At 67.0% G+C, this 17,826-nt stretch carries 14 protein-coding genes; 6 read left to right on the top strand and 8 right to left on the bottom strand.

The window, feature by feature from the left end; all coding sequences use genetic code 11:
- The first annotated feature begins 254 nt into the window (after positions 1-254).
- Both J2S45_RS02555 and J2S45_RS02550 read left to right on the top strand, forming a co-directional pair.
- A complete protein-coding gene (locus J2S45_RS02555; RefSeq protein ID WP_307634459.1) occupies positions 255-1,121 on the top strand; it encodes an inositol monophosphatase family protein in 867 nt (288 codons plus the stop codon).
- Entirely contained in the window at positions 1,118-1,738 is a 621-nt protein-coding gene (locus J2S45_RS02550) for a TIGR03089 family protein (protein WP_307634458.1), read from the top strand. Before J2S45_RS02555 ends, J2S45_RS02550 begins: the two co-directional genes overlap by 4 nt.
- On the opposite strand, the gene J2S45_RS02545 is transcribed toward J2S45_RS02550, so the two are convergent.
- Positions 1,735-2,733 (bottom strand): bile acid:sodium symporter family protein, encoded by a 999-nt coding sequence (locus J2S45_RS02545; protein WP_307634457.1) that lies wholly within the window; start codon positions 2,731-2,733, stop codon positions 1,735-1,737. The two genes, J2S45_RS02550 and J2S45_RS02545, sit on opposite strands and share 4 nt — an antisense overlap.
- Positions 2,734-2,799: 66 nt before the next feature.
- On the opposite strand from J2S45_RS02545, the gene rfbA reads away from it, so the two are divergent.
- Complete coding sequence (rfbA, locus tag J2S45_RS02540; protein ID WP_270974937.1) at positions 2,800-3,666, top strand: glucose-1-phosphate thymidylyltransferase RfbA; 867 nt, start codon at positions 2,800-2,802, stop codon at positions 3,664-3,666.
- Positions 3,667-3,694: 28 nt separating this feature from the next.
- Here the strand turns inward: rfbA and J2S45_RS02535 are convergent, their stop codons facing one another.
- Both J2S45_RS02535 and rfbD read right to left on the bottom strand, forming a co-directional pair.
- Positions 3,695-4,675 (bottom strand): bile acid:sodium symporter family protein, encoded by a 981-nt coding sequence (locus tag J2S45_RS02535; RefSeq protein WP_307634456.1) that lies wholly within the window; start codon positions 4,673-4,675, stop codon positions 3,695-3,697.
- A gap of 72 nt (positions 4,676-4,747) precedes the next feature.
- A complete protein-coding gene (gene rfbD / locus J2S45_RS02530) occupies positions 4,748-5,599 on the bottom strand; it encodes a dTDP-4-dehydrorhamnose reductase (RefSeq protein WP_307634455.1) in 852 nt (283 codons plus the stop codon).
- Between the two features lie 121 nt (positions 5,600-5,720).
- Here rfbD and J2S45_RS02525 point away from each other — a divergent pair, with 121 nt between their 5' ends.
- Complete coding sequence (locus J2S45_RS02525) at positions 5,721-7,877, top strand: N-acetylmuramoyl-L-alanine amidase (protein WP_307634454.1); 2,157 nt, start codon at positions 5,721-5,723, stop codon at positions 7,875-7,877.
- A gap of 53 nt (positions 7,878-7,930) precedes the next feature.
- Here the strand turns inward: J2S45_RS02525 and J2S45_RS02520 are convergent, their stop codons facing one another.
- Positions 7,931-9,811: a hypothetical protein gene (locus J2S45_RS02520; RefSeq protein ID WP_307634453.1), complete on the bottom strand. Its 1,881-nt coding sequence runs from the start codon at positions 9,809-9,811 to the stop codon at positions 7,931-7,933.
- The gene (locus J2S45_RS02515; RefSeq protein WP_307634452.1) at positions 9,808-12,324 is read right to left on the bottom strand and encodes a glycosyltransferase; all 2,517 of its coding nucleotides are present in this window, start codon (positions 12,322-12,324) and stop codon (positions 9,808-9,810) included. The genes J2S45_RS02520 and J2S45_RS02515 overlap by 4 nt, the downstream gene beginning before the upstream one ends.
- Positions 12,325-12,374: 50 nt before the next feature.
- Here J2S45_RS02515 and J2S45_RS02510 point away from each other — a divergent pair, with 50 nt between their 5' ends.
- Both J2S45_RS02510 and J2S45_RS02505 read left to right on the top strand, forming a co-directional pair.
- Positions 12,375-12,689, top strand: coding sequence for a hypothetical protein (locus J2S45_RS02510; RefSeq protein WP_270974943.1), 315 nt, complete (start codon positions 12,375-12,377; stop codon positions 12,687-12,689).
- Entirely contained in the window at positions 12,686-14,086 is a 1,401-nt protein-coding gene (locus J2S45_RS02505; RefSeq protein WP_307634451.1) for a glycosyltransferase family 2 protein, read from the top strand. Before J2S45_RS02510 ends, J2S45_RS02505 begins: the two co-directional genes overlap by 4 nt.
- Positions 14,087-14,359: 273 nt before the next feature.
- On the opposite strand, the gene J2S45_RS02500 is transcribed toward J2S45_RS02505, so the two are convergent.
- The 3 genes from J2S45_RS02500 to J2S45_RS02490 are packed head-to-tail and all read right to left on the bottom strand — an operon-like array spanning position 14,360 to position 17,774.
- A complete protein-coding gene (locus J2S45_RS02500) occupies positions 14,360-15,700 on the bottom strand; it encodes a glycosyltransferase family 4 protein (protein WP_307634450.1) in 1,341 nt (446 codons plus the stop codon).
- Positions 15,700-16,944 carry an ABC transporter ATP-binding protein gene (locus J2S45_RS02495; protein ID WP_307634449.1) on the bottom strand — a complete coding sequence of 415 codons (1,245 nt, stop codon included), beginning with the start codon at positions 16,942-16,944 and terminating at the stop codon, positions 15,700-15,702. The genes J2S45_RS02500 and J2S45_RS02495 overlap by 1 nt, the downstream gene beginning before the upstream one ends.
- Positions 16,941-17,774, bottom strand: coding sequence for an ABC transporter permease (locus J2S45_RS02490; protein ID WP_307634448.1), 834 nt, complete (start codon positions 17,772-17,774; stop codon positions 16,941-16,943). Before J2S45_RS02490 ends, J2S45_RS02495 begins: the two co-directional genes overlap by 4 nt.
- Positions 17,775-17,826 lie beyond the last annotated feature (52 nt).

Genomic DNA, 17,826 nt, shown 5'->3' with positions numbered 1-17,826 from the left:
GCGCCAGTTGAGGATCGTCCGCAACATGGGCGGTGTGGAGCGGCGCCGCTTTCGACTGCCTCATGTGGTCCTCCGTTCAATACTTATCTGGTTAAATTACATCGGTGTAACCACCCAAAGTCAAGGCGCTTTTCTCACTTTGAAACGGCCATCGGCGTGTTGAGCGCGTTTTCTTCGGGCAAATGTGAGACATTGCGGTTCCTCCTCGCGGCCCTCGCCAGCACTCGCGCCCGGATTCGTGCGACGATGGTGCCATGACACCTCGCCCCTGTGATCTTGCCCAACTTAGCCAGCGCGCCGCCCGCGCGGTCGCCCCCGACCTGCTCGAGGCCTTCAAGAACCCCGGCCCGGTCGAATACAAGCGCAACTTCCACGACCCGGTCACGGTTCACGACCGCCGCGCCGAGGCCGCGATCCGCGCGATCCTTTTCGAGGGCCTGCCCGGCTCGCTTCTGCTCGGCGAGGAGGAGGGCCGCGTCATCGACGCCGACGGCTCCCCCGCCACTCCCGGGCCCGACGACGTCGTGTGGCTGGTTGACCCCATTGACGGCACGTCGAACTTTACCTCCGGCTTGCTGTACTGGTGTATCTCCATTGCCGCGCTCCGCGGCGGACAGGTTGTGGCCGGTGTCATCTACCAGCCCACACTCGACCTGCTCTACCTCGCCGACGACACGGGCGCCTACCGCAACGGCGAACCGATACGCGTCAACGATCAGCCTCCGCACCGTTGCCTGTTCGCCGCCAACTTTCCCTCCGAACGAGTCGCCGACCAGGAGGGCGCCGCCCGCGGCTACCGGCTCCTGCTCGAGGGGTCGAAGTCGATGCGCCGCCTGGGTTCGACCGCCCTGCACCTGGCCGGGGTCGCCGAGGGCACGTTCGGTGCTTGCCTGGGGATGGGCACCCAGCCGTGGGACATCGGCGCAGGCATAGCCCTCGTCACGGCCGCCGGCGGGCAAATCGTGGGCGTGCGCGACGACCGCTCCACCAACACCTCCGTCTACGACAGCCCCAGCTACGCCGCCGCCGGGAGCGCCGCCTCCCTGCAGCTCTGCCTTGACGCCATCGGCTGCGTTAAACCCCAAGACCTTCAGACCCACTACTTCGGGGGCACGGCATGAGCCTGCTCGCCTCCCTCCTCGCCCACGGCACCGCCCCCGCGCTCACCTGGTACGACGCCGACGGGCGGGTCGAGCTGTCCGGCAAGGTACTCGCCAATCACGTCGCCAAGGTTGCCAACTACCTCTCCGATGAGGTCGGCCTCGAGCCCGGGGCCCCCGTCCTGCTCGACCTGCCACTGCACTGGAAGACGCTTACCTGGGCGCTAGGCGCCCTCGTCGCCGGTGGACGGATTCGCGACGCCGGCGCGGCCGGCGCCGACGTCGTCGTCACGAACCGACCCGAGGCTCACGCCGGGGCGAGCGCGGCCGAGGTCATCGCCCTCAACCTGGATTCTTTCGCCTTCGCCTGGGACGGCGATCTGCCGCAGGGCGTGGCGGACGGCTCGGCCGACGTCATGGGTCAGCCCGATTCCCTCGTGCTGGCCGAGGACACGGACAACGTGGAGCGGGCGCGCGGGACGCTGGTAATCGCCGAGCCGAGTCTGCTGTTTAGACCCACCGTCGCTGAGGCGACCCGGGCACTACTGGCGGCCTGCGCGGGAGGCGCGAGCCTCGTCGTCGTGGGCGAGGGCGACCCGGAACGGATCGCCGCGGCGCAGCGGGCGAGGATCCTCTAGCGCCGACCGGCCCGCGCCCGAGCCGCACCCTCCCCTCCCCGGCCCTGCGCCCGCTCAACCTCGGCGCGGCGGCGGAAGTAGAGGGAAAGCAGCGAGCCGGAGACGTTGTGCCACACCGAGAAAATGACGCCGGGAAGGGCGGCCTCCGGGGTGGCGGCGAAGTGGGTCTTGCCCAGCGTGGCCGCCAGGCCGGAGTTCTGCATGCCCACCTCGATGCAGACGGTGCGCGCCACGCGCGGGCTACACCCCGTGGCCCGGGCGGCCCAGTACCCGATGAGCAGGCCGGCCAGGTTGTGCATGATCACAGCCACGAGCACCACGCCGGCTGCGCTCGCGATCGCCGCGGCCGAGCCGGGGATGAGGGCCGCGACCACGGCGGAGATGCCAAGGGTGGAGATCCACGGCAGAACGGGTAGCACGCGGTCCACGGCCTTCGGGATGAGCAGGCGTAGCACCACGCCGCCGACCACCGGAACGACAACGGTCTTCAGGATGTAGATCGCCATCGCGCCGCCGTCGATATCGGTGAGCGCGCCGGCCAGCCACTGCACGAGCAAGGGGGTGAAGATCGGGGCGACCAGCGTGGAGACGGTGGTGAGCGTGACCGAGAGCGCGACGTCGGCCTTGGCCAGGTAGGCCACCACATTCGAGGCGGTGCCGCCCGGCGCGCAGCCGAGCAGAATAAAGCCGATGGCCAGGCCCTGGGGCAGGCCGAGGACCTTCACGATGACGATCGCCATCAGCGGCATGATGAGGTACTGGGCGGCCACGCCGATGAGGACGGCGAGCGGGCGCTCGGCCACGCGCTTGAAGTCGGCGAGCGTGAGGGTCAGACCCATCGTGAACATGATGAAGCCCAGGCCGGGAGAGATGAAGGGGGTGAGGTGGGAGGCCGTGGCCGGGAAGATGTAGGCCCACACCGCTCCCGCGACGATGATGGCCGGAAAAACTGTCACCGCGATGAGCGCGGAGCGGTCCTCTTTGCGATTGGACATGATCTCTCTTTCGATTTGTCGTCATTTGTCGCCCAACAGACAACTAATGTAGGACACAATAGACCCATGCGTGGAATCGTCTTGGCCGGAGGCTCCGGCACTCGTCTTCATCCGATCACCCTCGGCACGTCCAAGCAGCTGGTGCCTGTCTACGACAAACCGATGATCTACTACCCCATGAGCACCCTCATGCTCGCGGGCATATCCGACATCCTTATCATCACTACCCCCGCGGATGCCCCGCAGTTCCATCGCCTCCTCGGCGACGGTTCACAGTTCGGCATCAACCTGTCCTTTACGGTGCAGGAGGTGCCCAACGGGCTCGCCCAGGCCTTCGTGCTCGGCGCGGACTTCATCGGCAACGACGCCGCCAGCCTCATCCTCGGCGACAACATCTTCTACGGCCCCGGCATGGGCACGCGCCTGCGTCGCAACATCGACCCCGACGGCGGGGCCGTCTTCGCCTACCACGTGACGGATCCGGAGCGCTACGGCGTCGTCGAGTTCGACGAGCACTTCCGGGCGCTGTCCATCGAGGAAAAGCCCGCCAAGCCGAAGTCGAACTACGCGGTGCCCGGCCTGTACTTCTACGACAACGACGTGGTGGAAATCGCAAAGAACCTCACCCCGTCGGCCCGTGGCGAGTACGAGATCACCGACGTCAACAAGGTCTACCTGGAGGCCGGCAAGCTCTCCGTGGAGGTGCTGCCGCGCGGCACCGCCTGGCTCGACACCGGCACTTTCGATTCGCTCGCCGACGCCAGCGCCTACGTGCGCACCGTGGAGGCGCGCCAGGGGCTGAAGGTCGGCTCGCCGGAGGAGGTCGCCTGGCGGATGGGCTTCATCGACGACGACGGCCTGCGCCGCCGCGCCGAGCCGCTCGTCAAGTCGGGCTACGGCAAGTACCTGCTCAACCTCATCGACCAGCGCTGAGCCGCCAGCCGCGGGGGTGCTCGCCGGGCTATGCGGGCTGGCCCGCCGGGCGGGCGGGCGCAGCACGCTCGGCTGAGCGGCGGTAGAACATCGACAGGAAGGCGCCCGAGAGGTTGTGCCACACCGAGAAGATGACGGCGGGTAGTGCCGTCTCGGGGGTGAAGTAGCCGCGGGCGAGGGTCGCGGCTAGGCCGGAGTTCTGCATCCCGACCTCCACGGAGACCGTGCGCGCCACCCGGGAGTCGAAGCCAAAGAGCTTGGTCACCACGTAGCCCAGCAGGTAGCCGAGCAGGTTGTGGAGGATGACGGCGGCGAAGATGATCGCGCCCGCGGTGGCGAATGCCTCCGCCGATCCGGGGATCACTCCGATCACCACGGCGCAGATGCCCAAGGTGGAGACCCAGGGCAGCACGGGCAGGATCTTGTCGATTATCTGCGGCACAAGGAGGCGCAGGACCAGGCCGCCCAGCACGGGAACCAGCACGGTCTTGACGATCGAGATCGCCATCGCCCCGCCGTCGATGTCCATGAGGGTGCCGGCCAGCCACTGCACGAGTAGCGGGGTCATGATCGGGGCCAGGAGCGTCGACACCGCCGTCATGGTGACGGACAGCGCGACGTCGGCCTTGGCCAGGTAGGAGATGACGTTGGAGGAGGTCCCGCCCGGGGCCGAGCCCACGAGGATGACGCCCACGGCGATCGCGGGCGGGAGGTTGAGCACCTTCACCAGTGCGATCGCGACAAGCGGCATGATGACGTACTGGGCGAGGACGCCGAGCAACACCGGCAAGGGCCGGGCGATGACCAGCTTAAAGTCGGGCAGCGTGAGGGTCAGGCCCATGCCGAACATGATGACGCCCAGCAGGATCGACACGTGCGGGGAGACGTGGGCGGCCGCGCCGGGGAACATGAAGGCCCAGACGGCGGCGAGGATGACGAGGATAGGGAAGACGGTGACGGCGACGAGCGCTGCGCGGTCTTCCGCTGTGCGTTGTGGAAGCTGGCTCATAGCTCCGTTCTATCGAACGCCCTCATCCGTGAGACGCCCGTCTCGAATGATGGGATACCTTCAGGCGAGAGGTCAGCCGAGGTTGGCGAGCACGGCCGGGGCCGCAACTTCCCACCTCTCCTTCCAGTCCCCGATGGGGGAGATACCAATGGCTGCGAGGGAGTCGTGGGCGAGTACGGAGTACGACGGCCGAGGCGCGGGCCGGTTGAAGGCCGCGGCGGTTGTCTCCCCCACGATCGCCGGGTCCTTGCCGTAGGCGGCCACGATTTCCTTGGTGAAGCCGTGCCAGTTGGTCTGCCCCGAGGCGGTGCCGTGGTAGATGCCGGAGGGAGCGTCGGCCTCGACGAGGCGGATGATGAGATCGGCGAGGTCGCGCGTCCAGGTGGGCTGGCCGACCTCGTCGGTGACCACCGACAGCTGCGGGTGGGCATCCGACAGACGCGCCATCGTCTTGGGGAAGCAGGCGCCGTGTTCGCCGTAGAGCCAGGCCGTGCGCACGATCACGTAATCGTCAGTTTCGGCGCGCACGGCCCACTCTCCGGCGGCTTTGGTGCGCCCGTAGGCGGACTTCGGCGCGATCGGCGCACTCTCAGCGTAGGGCGCCTCGGCGTCGCCGGCGAAGACGTAGTCGGTGGAGATCTGGACGAGACGGGCCCCGAGCTCGCGGGCCCGCCGGGCGAGTAGCTGCGGGCCGACGGCGTTGACGGCGAAGGCCTGGGCCTCATGTTCCTCGGCCGGGTCGACGGCGGTGAAGGCCGCGCAGTTGACGATCACGTCGGTGGCGCCGAGCTCGCCCACCGATGCCGGATCGGTGATATCGACCTCCGGCCGGTCGAGGGCAGTGACCTCGTAGCCGTGGTCGTGAAGCATATTCGTGAGGTCCGTGCCGAGCATGCCGGCGGCGCCAATAACTGTCCAGTGCATAGTTCTCCTTGGTTTTTACCCAGTCTATCGCGGCCTGTGGCGCGGACGTCTTATCCTTGCGATAGGTGTGAATATTGTTTAGATTGTGGATTGTGTGACTATCAAGCACAGAAGGATTCCCATGAAAACCACGCTCCCCCTCGCCCTCGGCATCCTCCTCGCAACCCCTGCCACGCTTCCCGGCGCGCTCTGGGCAGCAATCGGCTCCGAGGAGCCGGCCGCATACGTCGTCGACCTCCTCGCCGCCCCGGCGCTTGAGGAACCGACGACGGCGGAACCCGACTCGGCCCCGGACCTCACGAGGGATGGGCCCACGGCTCCCGCCACCGGCGAGGAGGCCGCACCTGGCGGACAGACGCGCGAGGACGCCGTCGACGAGCCGGCCGACGCCCCGGAGATGGACGCGCCCGAAGCCGCCGTCACAGCCGCGCCGGCGGCCCTGGCCCAGGACGAGCCCGAGTTTGACCTGGTGACCGAGCCGATGGAGACGAACGACTTCGTCGTCGCCGGCGTCACCTGGGAGGGCGCCGCGCCAGAGGCTGTGGAGATCCGCACGCTCACCCACGGCGAGTGGGGACAGTGGTATTCCCTCGACATCGAAGGCGAAGGGACACCCGGCACCGAGCCGTATATGGCTGCCGGATCGTCGGGGGTTCAGGTGCGCGTGGCGGGAGCTAGCGAGCCCGCCTCCCTTAGGCTCTCGCTGAACACCGGCGAAGGCGCGGGCGGAAGCGAGGAGCGGGCCGACATCGCCGAGCCGGACATCGCCCCGCAGCCCGGCTCGGACCTCGACCCGGCTGCCAACGCCGCCGCCCCCACCGAGGCCACGGTCCTGCCCGCGCTGATGCGCACGGATGCTGCCTTCGTCAACGCCGCCGCCACAGCGTTGGGCAACCCCGTGCAGGCCCCGCGGGTGGTGGACGTCGCGGCTCCGCGGATCATGTCCCGCGCGCAGTGGGGTGCGGAGGCGACGTCGTGGCCGCCCAAGACGGTCGCGCTCTCCGGCGCGATCATCCACCACACGGCCGGTATCAACACCTACACCGCCGCCGAGTCGCCCGCGATTGTCAAGGCGATTTGGAACTACCACACCTTCGGTCGCGGCTGGGGCGACATCGGGTACAACTTCCTCGTGGACAAGTACGGCCAGGTCTTCGAGGGCCGGACGGGGTCCCTGGCTTCGGCCGCGGGCACGATGGTCATCGGCGCTCACGCCGCGCCCGCCAACACCGGCTCGGTCGGCGTCTCCGTTCTCGGCAACTACACGTCGGTTGACCCCACCAAAGAGTCCCTCGACGCCGTCGCCTCCGTGCTCGCATGGCAGTTCGGCCGCGCCGGCATCGACCCCTTCGGCACGTTCAGCTACACCGACCGCTCGGGCGTGAAGCGCTCCATCAACGCGATCAGCGGCCACCTCGACGTCTCCTCCACCGCCTGCCCGGCCCGCATCTACCCCAGGCTCGGCCAGATCCGCACCGCGGTGGCGGACCGCATTGCGGGCGCGCGGGCCCCCAAGAGCTACGTGGATGTCCCCTCGACCATGTCCTACGTCTACTCGGTCCAGTCCGGCCACGGCTGGCCGACCACCGACGTCTGGGGGCTCGGCGACGCCAACGGTGACGGCCGGAGCGATCTGCTCCTGCGCAAGGACGGAAAGCTCCTGTTCTACGCCGGCCGCGGCGCCGACAGATTCCAGCCGGGCCGGCAGATCGGCCACGGATGGGACGCCATGGTCAACCTCGTCACCGGCATCGACTTCGACGGCGATGGCGAGGTCGACATCCTCGGCCTGCACGCCAACCTGACCCTCTATCTCTACTCCGGCGACGGATCTGGCGGCGTGTATCCCGGCCGGCAGATCGGCCACGGCTGGAGCTTTGCCCACATCTTCGGCGTCGCGCAGGGCCCGGGCGGAAAACCGGCCATGGTCGGTATCAAACCCGACGGCAACCTCTACATTTACGCCACGGATGCTACCGGCACTTTCATCAAGACCACGCACGTTTCCGGCGACTACTCCCACCTCGTCGGGGCGACCTTCGTGGGCGACTGGGACGAGTCCGGGTATTCGGACGCGATCGCCATCGGCGCGGATCAGAACCTCTACTTCTTCGCCGACGTGACCGAGGGCGGCTACGCCAAGCGCGCCCGCATCGGTAGCCGGTGGGGCGCAATGGCCCAGCTCGAGCTCGGATACGCTGAGGGCGGCGTCCACCGCTTCTACGCAATCAGCAAGCAGGGCCTGCTCTACACCTACGCCTACGAAAACGAGCGATAGCGGGGTGGCCAGGCTCGCGCGCCCTGGCTGCACCCGGCTGAGCCGGGGCTAGCCTAGCGCCGATAGATCAAGTACCGTCCCACCTGGTCGACCAGCTCAAAGTCGCCGCGATCTTTGTAAGCCTCGAAGGAATCGCCCGGGATCACGAGCACGTCTACCGGGTAGGCCTCGAGCACGGCCTCAAGGTTGCGATATGCCTCTTCGCTGGGCGTGCGGATAAAGGTGTCGTAGGCGCTCTGTTCGTTCAGGCCCCACCCGTAGTAATCCGACTGCCACGTCGTCCCAAAGCGGGTGAGCGCCGATATCGAATGAACATGCGGGGCGTATACGCGCACAATCGACGCCACGTAGTGGCGCCGGGTCTTCATCTCCACCCATTCCGGGGTGAGCGCGTCCAGAAACTTCCCGTCCGCCATCTCCTCGAGCCTCTCGGAGAGCTCGGCGGTCTCGGCCGGGATCAGTCGGGGGTTGTCCGCCATGAACGCGTAGGTCACGAGCGGGTTACCGTAGACCGGCACGGTCGAGGCCACCGAGCCGAGCGCAAGCACCGCAGCCACAGCGCACTGCAACGGGACGAAAACGCGCCTACCAGCCACGAACAGACCCATCGCCACGAAACCCGCGATGAGGAGGGTGTAGTACCCCGTGGCCTGCGTCCGCAGCGCCACGAAGTCGACGTAGGAGGCCGTCTCGAAGACGTCGTTGACCTCCGGCACCGCCATCAACGCGAAGACCACCACCATGATGACGCCGAGCCGCGTCCACTGCCTCGTGCGGAAGACGGCAACGGCAAGGGCAAGGAAGGCCACCGCGATCCACACCGGAGGGTTGGGGAGGTTGGCGAGGAAGACCTCGTCTATGAGCTCGTTGGTTTCGGGCCTGCCTGTCAGCACGAGGCCAGTTGCGACGACGCCGGCGAGGAGCAACACCCCGCCGAACGCGGCCCGCGCCGAGGAGGTGAAGGCGAATGCCGCGAGGTAGGCGATGCCCGCCACCACGATCACCGGCGCCGCGGCCGCGGCCTTGCTCACCAGCACGACGGCGATCACCGCCACCTGAGCGATCTGTTTCCAGCCGATCCTGGCGGCGCCGAGGAAGGGCGTGATGACCCACAAGATGCCCAACACGCGCACGATCGCCCCGCCGAACCACATGGCGGAGTTGAACTGCCACAGGTCCTGGACGGCGAGTATATGCCAGTCCTCGATCGTGCGGAACTCGAAGGAGAGCAGGAGGAGGATGGAGGCAAAATACTGATATTTTCCCGAGTCGACCTTCCGCTTGGTTGACTCCCCCAGCACGCGGGCGAACCAGGCGATCGAGGCCGCCGCGAGGAAGTAGTGGAAGATGTTGACGGTACCCCGCATGAAGATGACCGGGTCGATCTGCGTCAGGTAGGCGTAGACCGCCATCTCTGTTTGCACCGAGGACAGGTGATAGGTGTTGAACCCCGAGTCGAGGTTGATAAAGCCCGTCCCGTAGGTCATGGTGAACGGGTCCTCCATGTAGGGGAGGTTGGCCACCTTGAGCAGGTAGTAGCCGTCGTCGGTGTTGTTGTTATTGAGGATGAGGTCGGTCTGGAGCAGGTAGATGAGGAAGAGCACCGCCGCCAGAACGAAGAGAAAATAGTTCTCTGCCAGCCAGCGCCGCAGCGGCAATGCCGTGGCGAGCAGCCCGTGCCTGATCCATACGACGATCGTGTACGACGCCGTCAACACAGCGACCGCCGAGACCGCCACGAGCGCCGGGGCGAAGGTCAGCTCGAGAACCTGGATGGGGACCACGGTGACGGCGATGAGGAAGCTGTGGGCGATGTAGCCAACCACGAGGTTCTGGGCGAAGTCGGCGGCGTCTCGACGCAGCGCACTGCCGAATCCGTAAAAGAGCAGGATGAAGAGGACGAAGATTGTCGCCCCCATAAGGTAATCGATCATCGCCCGCCTCTCATCACGTTCGCAACCTTTGCCACCGTGCCGCGCACGCCGTTGACGCGCAGGGAGTGGACCGTCTTCAAACCGGTCATCCGCACGGTGTCGAGAAGCCGATGGTGTACCTTGGGCAACTCGTAGCGCTCGAGCACGGCCGCCGACGCCGTCGCCGGTTCGTCGTCAAAGACCGGCGGGAAGGTGCCGGCTCGCTTGTGCCCGCCGCGCTGGACCTGACGCCAGGCGTCGACCAGAATCCTCTCGTAGGCCCAGCCCTGCAGCTCGGGCGAGAGCGCAAGGAGAGCGGAGCGCTTGGCATTCCGGCCTATGCGGCGCCGAAGGGAGTCGTCACGAAGGAGCGCCGTCATTGCCTCCACCCACTCATCCTCACTCGCCGCCAGGTAGCCCGTGCGACCGTCGTCGATGGCCTCGCGGAAGGGCTGCGAGGGCGAAGCGATCGTGGGGGTCTCCACCAGGGCCGCCTCGAGCCACTTGATCGCGGACTTTGCCTCGTTGAAGATCGAACCGGCGGTCAGCGGCGCGAGGCAAACATCGATGTCGCGCAGGTATGCCGGCAGCTCGTACCAGGGCACAAACGGCAGCCGCACGATCCGCCCCCGATATTCCTCCAGTGTGGCCGTCGGTTCCACGAGGCCACCGAGCCACAGCTCGACGTCCTCGTGCGCCGCCAGCACCCGCGCCACCGCACCCTCGACGGATGCCCAGTCGGCGTCGTGAGTCTTGGTCCCGGAGAAAAAGCCGATACGCAACGGGCCGGGCGTGCGCTCGCGGCTCGCCTCGGCCTCGGAGACGGAGCCGAGTAGGTGGCCAATGCCATTTGAGAAACGTTGGGCGGGTACCCCGAGGAGCCGTTCGCCTTCAGCCGACACTGTCTGGGTCGAGCCGACGAAGTAGTCGCACGCGTCCAGGGTGGTGCGGTAGCGGTGGATGCCGCGAATCCATAGCTCGCGTTCGGCGTGGTCGAGGCTGGAGAGGTTGTCGAGGCTGGGGACGATGTCAGGGTCGAAGATGAGGTCGTCGACGTCGCCGAGGACCGGCACGACGCGCTTCAGGTCCTTGATGCGCGCGATGAGGTCGAGGACCTGGGAGGTGGCGGGGACGCGATAGAAGACCACGGCGTCGGCGGCCAGCGCGCGCACCTCGAGCGCGGGGTCGCGGTAGTGCATGACGTGCGCGCGAATGCCGCGCAGGGCGAGGGCCTCTGCCGGCAGGTGGGCGCGGTAGCGGGCCATGGCGCCCTGGATGCCGACAACGAAGACGACGTTGCGGATGAGCGCGCCCACACCCGCGCGCACGACGTCCTCGCCCGGGACCTCGAGCGGCGCGGGGGCCGAACGGCTGAGCAACAGCTCCGTGTACAAGCCCTCGAGCTCGTCGATTTGTTCGGCAACTGTGCGAATCGGCGAGGCCGAACCCTGGCCGGTGAGCGCGCTGGCCACCGCCGGGTCAGAGAGCTCCTCGATCGCGGCGCGCAGGTCCGTGGCCGATCCGGAGGCGACGATGCGGCCGTTGCGTCCGTCGGCGATCGCCTCCTCCGGCCCGACCGAATCCGTGGCGATGACGGCCATGCCCGCCTTGAGCGCCTCGCGGGTGACGATCGAGTGCGATTCGCGCATGACCGAGGGCAGGATGAGGACGTCGTGGTCGGCGAAGATCTCCGGGAGATCCTCGCGCCCGTACGCCGGCCGGCTACGCGCCCAGTCCGGGAAGCCATCGGCCGGGGTGTTATAAAGGTCGAGCGTGGTGCCCTCGCGCACGCGCGCGTGCGCGCACGCCTCCTTGAGAACCTCGTAGCCCTTCATCGTTGCCTCGCCGCCGGTGTACATGAAGCGCACGGGCCGCGTGATGGGCTGGCGCTCGACGCCGGCCACGGCGTCGATGCCGTTTTCGTTGACGGCAGTTCGCTCGGCCGGCACGCCGTTGGCGACCATGAGCTCGCGGGCGGACTCGGAGGGGAACAGGATGAGGTCAGCGAAACGCAGCTGGGCGGCGAGCCAGGCGTTACGCTCGTCGAGGTGCTTGCGGCCCGCCGCGCACTGGCAGTTCGCCGCCGAGACCACCGGATTGCAGGGGGTTCCGGACTGATCCACGAGGAACTGCCGGGCACACGTCCACCAGAAGTCGTGCATCGTCACGACGACGGCGGCGTGAGAAGCCGCAACCTGCAACGCGCCCGCCCCGATGGTCTGAATCGAATGGAAGTGCACCACGTCCGGTGCCGTGGCGGTAATGAACTCCTCCAGGGGGCCATACATCGCGTGGTTGTCCACGTTGCGCGCGTCGAACCAGGCGAGCGCGTTGGAGTTACCGACCCAACGAACAGGAATCTCGCCGAGGCACTCGTCGAGAACCTCCCCGGGCGCGATCCCGTTCAGTCGGCCGGCAAAGACCGCGGACTCGTGCCCGCGCGCGGCGAGCTCGGTGGCGAAGCGCTGCGGGACAAGAGCCCCGCCCGAGACGAAGTCGGGCGGGTAGTGGGCGCTGACCTGAAGGATCTTCATGCCATCGATGCTAACAGTCCCGGACTGTCCCACAGCGTAGGATTGGGATCATGAGTGAGCAAGACATGGATCAGACGCTGCGCGCCGAGCTCGCCGGGCAGGCCGCCGAGGTCAGGGCTGCAAGCTCGGCCCTCATCAACGCCGAACTGGATGCCAAGCTGGCCCGCGCCTACGCGGACATCCGCGAGCGCGACGCCGTCATCGCCGCACTCACCGAGCGCGTGGCGGAGCTGGAGATGAAGAAGCTTCACATCCCCAGGTCGGCCGTCGAGGTGGTCAAGCCGATCGTCGACAGGCTGCCCGAGCCCGTGGCGAAGGTACCCTATGCGGCCTATCACGGGCTCAAGAAGCTGGCCCGCCGATGAAGGTTCTCTCCCTCGAGGCAGACCCCGCCTCTACCGCCCCCGACTGGGCGGGCTCGTTGCCGGCCGGCTGGGACCTCGTGCGAGCGCGGGCAGGCCGTCACGGCGCGCCGCGCCTGGAGGATGTCTCCTTCCCCGACCGCGAGCTGGTCTGGCTCCTGCCCGCCGGCGTCCGCCCCGCCACCGGCGCCGTGGAGGGGCTGTCCGTGTGGCTGGCCCGCTCCCCCGTGCGCTTAGGTGCCCGCGCGTTCTACGGCGATTCTCTCGCCGACGGCCGCCCGCTCACCCGGCCGCGCGCCGAGCGTTTCTCACTGTGGGCGGCGGATTCGGCCGGCGACTCGATCGTCGTGCGCGCCGGCCTCCTGCGCGAGACCCTCGCCCGCCTCGTCCAGCCCTCCGAGTGGTGGTACCAGCTACGGCTAGCTGCCATCGAGGACGGGCTGGCGCACGTGCCCGTCTTTTTCGATTCCTGGGACCTCGCGAATCCGCCAACCGCGCCCGGCGTCGGGCCAGCGCCCTTCAGCTGGGTCTCCCGGGCGGCCGTCCTCGAATCCCTCGCCTACGTCAGTGCCACCGAACGCCCGACGCCCGCCGGCCCGCGCCTGCGCCTTCGCGGCAACACTGAGCGCGCCTCCGTTTCGGTTGTCATCCCCTCAATCGGCACGCCGGTCACCACGCCTGAGGGCAGCGAGCCCGCCCTCTGGCGCTGCCTGCGCTCGCTGGCGGGCGAGAACGTGCGCGACGTCGTCGTCGTCGCCGGGCCGCGCATGCCCGAGGACGTCCTCGCGGCGGCTCACGCCATCGCCGACGTCACCGAAGTGCGCGTCCCCGACCCGTTCAACTTCTCCGCCTCCATCAACGCCGGCGTCGCGGCCTCCCGCGGCTCGCACGTCCTCCTCCTCAACGACGATGTCGAGGCCACCACGCCTGGCTGGGTCGATTCCCTGCTTGGCCTCGTCACGCTTCCCGACGTGGGCGCCGTTGGCGCGCGCCTCATGTTCCCCGACGCCACGATCCAGCACGCCGGCATCGTCATCAACCCGCGCAACCTCGAACCCAACCACCTCTACATGGGCCTGCGCCCGGAGGATGTCTGCGATCCCGTTGCCAGCGGCCTTGCCCACTTCCTCGCGGTCACCGGCGCCTGCCTGCTCGTGTCCAAAGAGAATTACTGCGCGGTGGGCGGGCTGAGCGAGGATTTGCCGCTCAACTACAACGATGTCGACTTCTGCCTCAAGCTCCACGCCTGCGGCCTGACCAACCTGCAGGACAACACCACATCCCTCATCCACCGCGAATCCACCACTCGCACGCACGTCCTGACGGACATCGAGGCGGGCTGGATGGCGCAGTGGGAGCCGTGGATCGGGCAGGACCCCTACGTCAACGTGTGGGGCTGATCGGGCTCGTCCCAATCGCTGGTGTAGTGGGCGAGGCGACCAACAGATGGCGTCGCTAACTGGTGAATCTGGCCTCAAATAGCCCGGTTTTGCCCACGAAAACTCCCATATTCACCAGTTAGCCACACGACCTTGTTGGCCCCGGCGAGGCGACGAGCAGGTGGCTGTTACTAACTGGTGAGTCTGACCTCAAATAGCCCGGTTTTGCCCACGAAAACTCTCATATTCACCAGTTAGCCACACGACCAAGCCACACGACCAACCCACGCCGCGCTAGCGGCGCTTCAGGTAGCGCCCCACCTGCGCCGCGGTGTCCTTGATCCCGCGCTCGCGCACCGAGCGCACCGCCTTGCGCACGAGCACCTTCGCATTACCCGAGGCCGTCGGCTCCGACGCCCCAGCGCGCCGGCCGAGCGGGCGGTCCGCCGCCTCCCACGGCTCACGGCAATATGCCACGAGCGCGCCGAGGGTGGACTCCCAGTGGAAATCCCGGGCAACCTCGGCCACCCGGCCTGCACACGCCGCGCGCTCGGCGTCATCGGAAAGGAGCTCGACCAGGGCGCCTGCCATCGCCGCGACGTCCTGCACGGGAACCGCGCGCCCAAGCCCGCGCTCGGCGACGAGATCGGCGAAGTAATCGCCCTCGGTTGCCACGATCGGCAGGCCGGCCCACAGGTAGTCGAGCATGCGGGTGCGGAAGGAGAAGTCCGTCTCGAGGCCGGGAAGGTGGGCGGAGATCGCCAGGTCGGCGTCGAGGAGATAGTTGTGACGATCGGAGTATTCGACCCATTCTTCGTTGAAGAAGACATGCCTGCCGGTCAGGCCCAGACGGTCGGAGAGCGCGCGAGCATCCCTCAGCATGCGCATCTCGGGCACGTCGGGGTTGGGATGCTTAGCCCCCATGAAGAGCAGGCGCACATTCGGCACATCCGCGCGGGCCTGGTCGACTGCGCGGATGACTGTCAGCGGGTCGAACCAGTTGTAGACCCCGCCACCCCAGACGATCACCTTGTCGCCCGCCTCGATGCCGCCGATGACGCCGCGCACGGCGTCCCTGTTCTTCACCGGCGCCGCGGCGGGAATCCCGAAGGAGCCCACGTCGATAAGGCGGCGGAGCCGAGGATCGTCGTCGTAGGTGAGCGGGTTGACGCGGCCGAGGGCGGCGAGGTGGCCCAGCCACATGTCACGCTGCTTGTCCGAGGCGCACAGGAAGAAATCGCCGCCGCGGATCTGCGCGTTGAGCTCGGCGAGGGCGTGGTCGATCGCGCGTTGCCGCTCGTCCATCGGGTGAAAGCGCTCCACCTGAAGGGACTCGATGTGAAAGGGATCGTAGAGGTCAACCACGAGTTTGAAGTCGGAGGTGGCCAGCCACGGGAAGGTCTTTACCAGGTACCCCTGGATGACGACGACGTCGGGAGAGCCCAGCTCGCCCTGAAAATCCTCCACCCGTGTGCGCCGCAGGGTGAATCCCGCCCCCGCGCGCTCGACCGCGCCGAAGGTGAAGACCTCAACGTCATGTTCGCGCGCGAGCAGGCCCGCCATCTCCCACACCCGGATTGCGGGGCCGGCCATCTTCTGGCCGAACGTATCTAGGGTAATGATCGCTACCTTCATCAGGCCTCCAGGTGCCGCTTGCCGGGGCGTCCCCAGTAGTCGGACTCGTCGCGGCCCGGCATCGACCAGCGCCCATCCAGGATCACGTATCCGCCCGACTCGAAGGGCACACCGTTGCGGACCGCGATGCCGTTGGCCTCACGCACGTAGTCGTAGACGTGTTCGGTGGTCGTGTTCACCACCGAGCCGTCGACCGTGTACAGGCCCGGCTGGAGGACGAGGTTGGGCACGCGCAGGTCGATGGTGCCCGGGCCCTCGATGTAATCGATCGAGAAGTGCTGGTCGCGGGTGTTGTTGCCCCACAGATAGGTGCCATCATTGGAGGACAGGGAGAAACCGAAGACCGGCTTGTCGATACGCTGGTGGGCCGTGTAGTGCAGTCGGAAGATGAGCTCCTCGCCCGTGGGCACCGAGCCCATGACCGGGCTGCCGTCCGCGCGCAGGATTTCCACCCGCTCAACGCGGGCTTCGCCGGTTCCCCAGCGCACGCGACCGGCGTCGTCGATCCCCGTAAAGAAGCGCGTGGAGTCGGCGTAGTCGTCGAGCACGTCCGCGGCCGGGCCGACCTTTTGCAATTCGCCGTCCTTGAGCCACGCCGCGTGATCCGCCATCTGTTTCAGCTGCGGGACCGAGTGGGACACGACGACGACGGTGCGGCCCTCGTGCTTGAGGTCGACGAACTTCTTCGAGCACTTCTCCTGGAATGCGGCGTCGCCCACGGCCAGGATCTCGTCCACGAGCAGGATGTCCGGCTCTGTGTGGATGGCCACGGAGAATCCGAGACGGACGTACATGCCCGAGGAGTAGTTCTTGACCGGCTGGTCGATGAAGGCCTCGACGCCGGAGAAGTCAATGATCTCATCTAGGCGGGAGTCGATGTCCGCGCGGGACATGCCGAGGATGGAACCGTTGAGGTAGATGTTGTCGCGCCCGGATAGCTCGGGGTGGAAACCGGAGCCCACCTCGAGCATGGCCGCGATCCGGCCATTGCGGGCGATGGTGCCCGAATTGGGTACGAGGATCTTCGCAATGCACTTGAGAAGGGTGGATTTGCCCGAGCCGTTGTCGCCCACCAGAGCGAACGTGGATCCCTGCGGCACGTCCAGTGAGAGCCCCTTGAGCGCCTGGAAGTCCGTGTGGACGGAGCGGCGCCCGCGCATGATGGCGGACTTGAGCGTGTTGTTTCGTTCGGAGTAGATCTTGAAGGACTTGGTCACGTCCCGGACCTCGACGGCGTTGTTCACAGCACCTCCGCAAGGTAGTCCTGGCGCTTGGTGAAGGCGTGCCAGCCCCAGATGAAAGTACCCACGCTGACCAGCGCAATGATGCCAAAGACCGGCCAGTCGGGCCAGCGCCCGTCGTAAAAGAGGTTGCGGAAAATCCCAGCAAAATGCACGAACGGGTTGAGGTTGTATATGTGGATGATCTCGATCGCGCCGAGGAAGGGGCCCACCGAGTCCGAGACCTCGCGGACGTAGGATACCGGGTAGACGATCGGGCTGGCGTAAAAGCCGAGCTGGAAGATGATCCCGATGAAGTGCTGGACGTCGCGGAAATAGACGTTTGTGATGGCGACGAAGAACCCGATGCCCGTGGCGAAGAGCGCCAGGAGAAGGGTGGTCACCAAGACCAGGGGGATATAGATGAGGATGTTCGATCCCAGGATAAGAATTGCGATCGCGAGGATGAGAAGCTCGAGCGCGTGCTGGTAGAGCGCGGCGAGGGTGTTGGAGACCACCAGCACCCAGCGCGGGAAGTAGACCTTCTTGATGAGGTTCTCGTTCCCCGTCACGGCGTCCATCGCGCCGTTGACCACGTTGGAGAAGAAGGTCCAGGGCAACAGGCCGCACATGAGCCAAATGACGAAAAGGTCCAGACCCGAAGGCGAGCCCGGCGGCACGTTGACCCGGATGACGATCGCGAACACGAAGCTGTAGACGATCATCAGGGCGATGGGATTGGCCAGCGACCACAGCTGACCCAAGGCCGTGCGCTTGTACTTGCCCTTGATCTCGCGCAGCGTGAGATTGCGGAGCAGCTCCTTCGAGCCTCGTATTTCCTCAAGAATCGTCACGGGTTACCTTGGTTCCTCGAAAAGTGGGTCCGAGGGGCCCGCGTGGCGCCCC

It is taken from the genome of Trueperella abortisuis, from assembly GCF_030811095.1.
Taxonomy (GTDB): Bacteria; Actinomycetota; Actinomycetes; order Actinomycetales; family Actinomycetaceae; genus Trueperella; species Trueperella abortisuis.
This window is presented reverse-complemented; position numbering and strand designations above follow the sequence as displayed.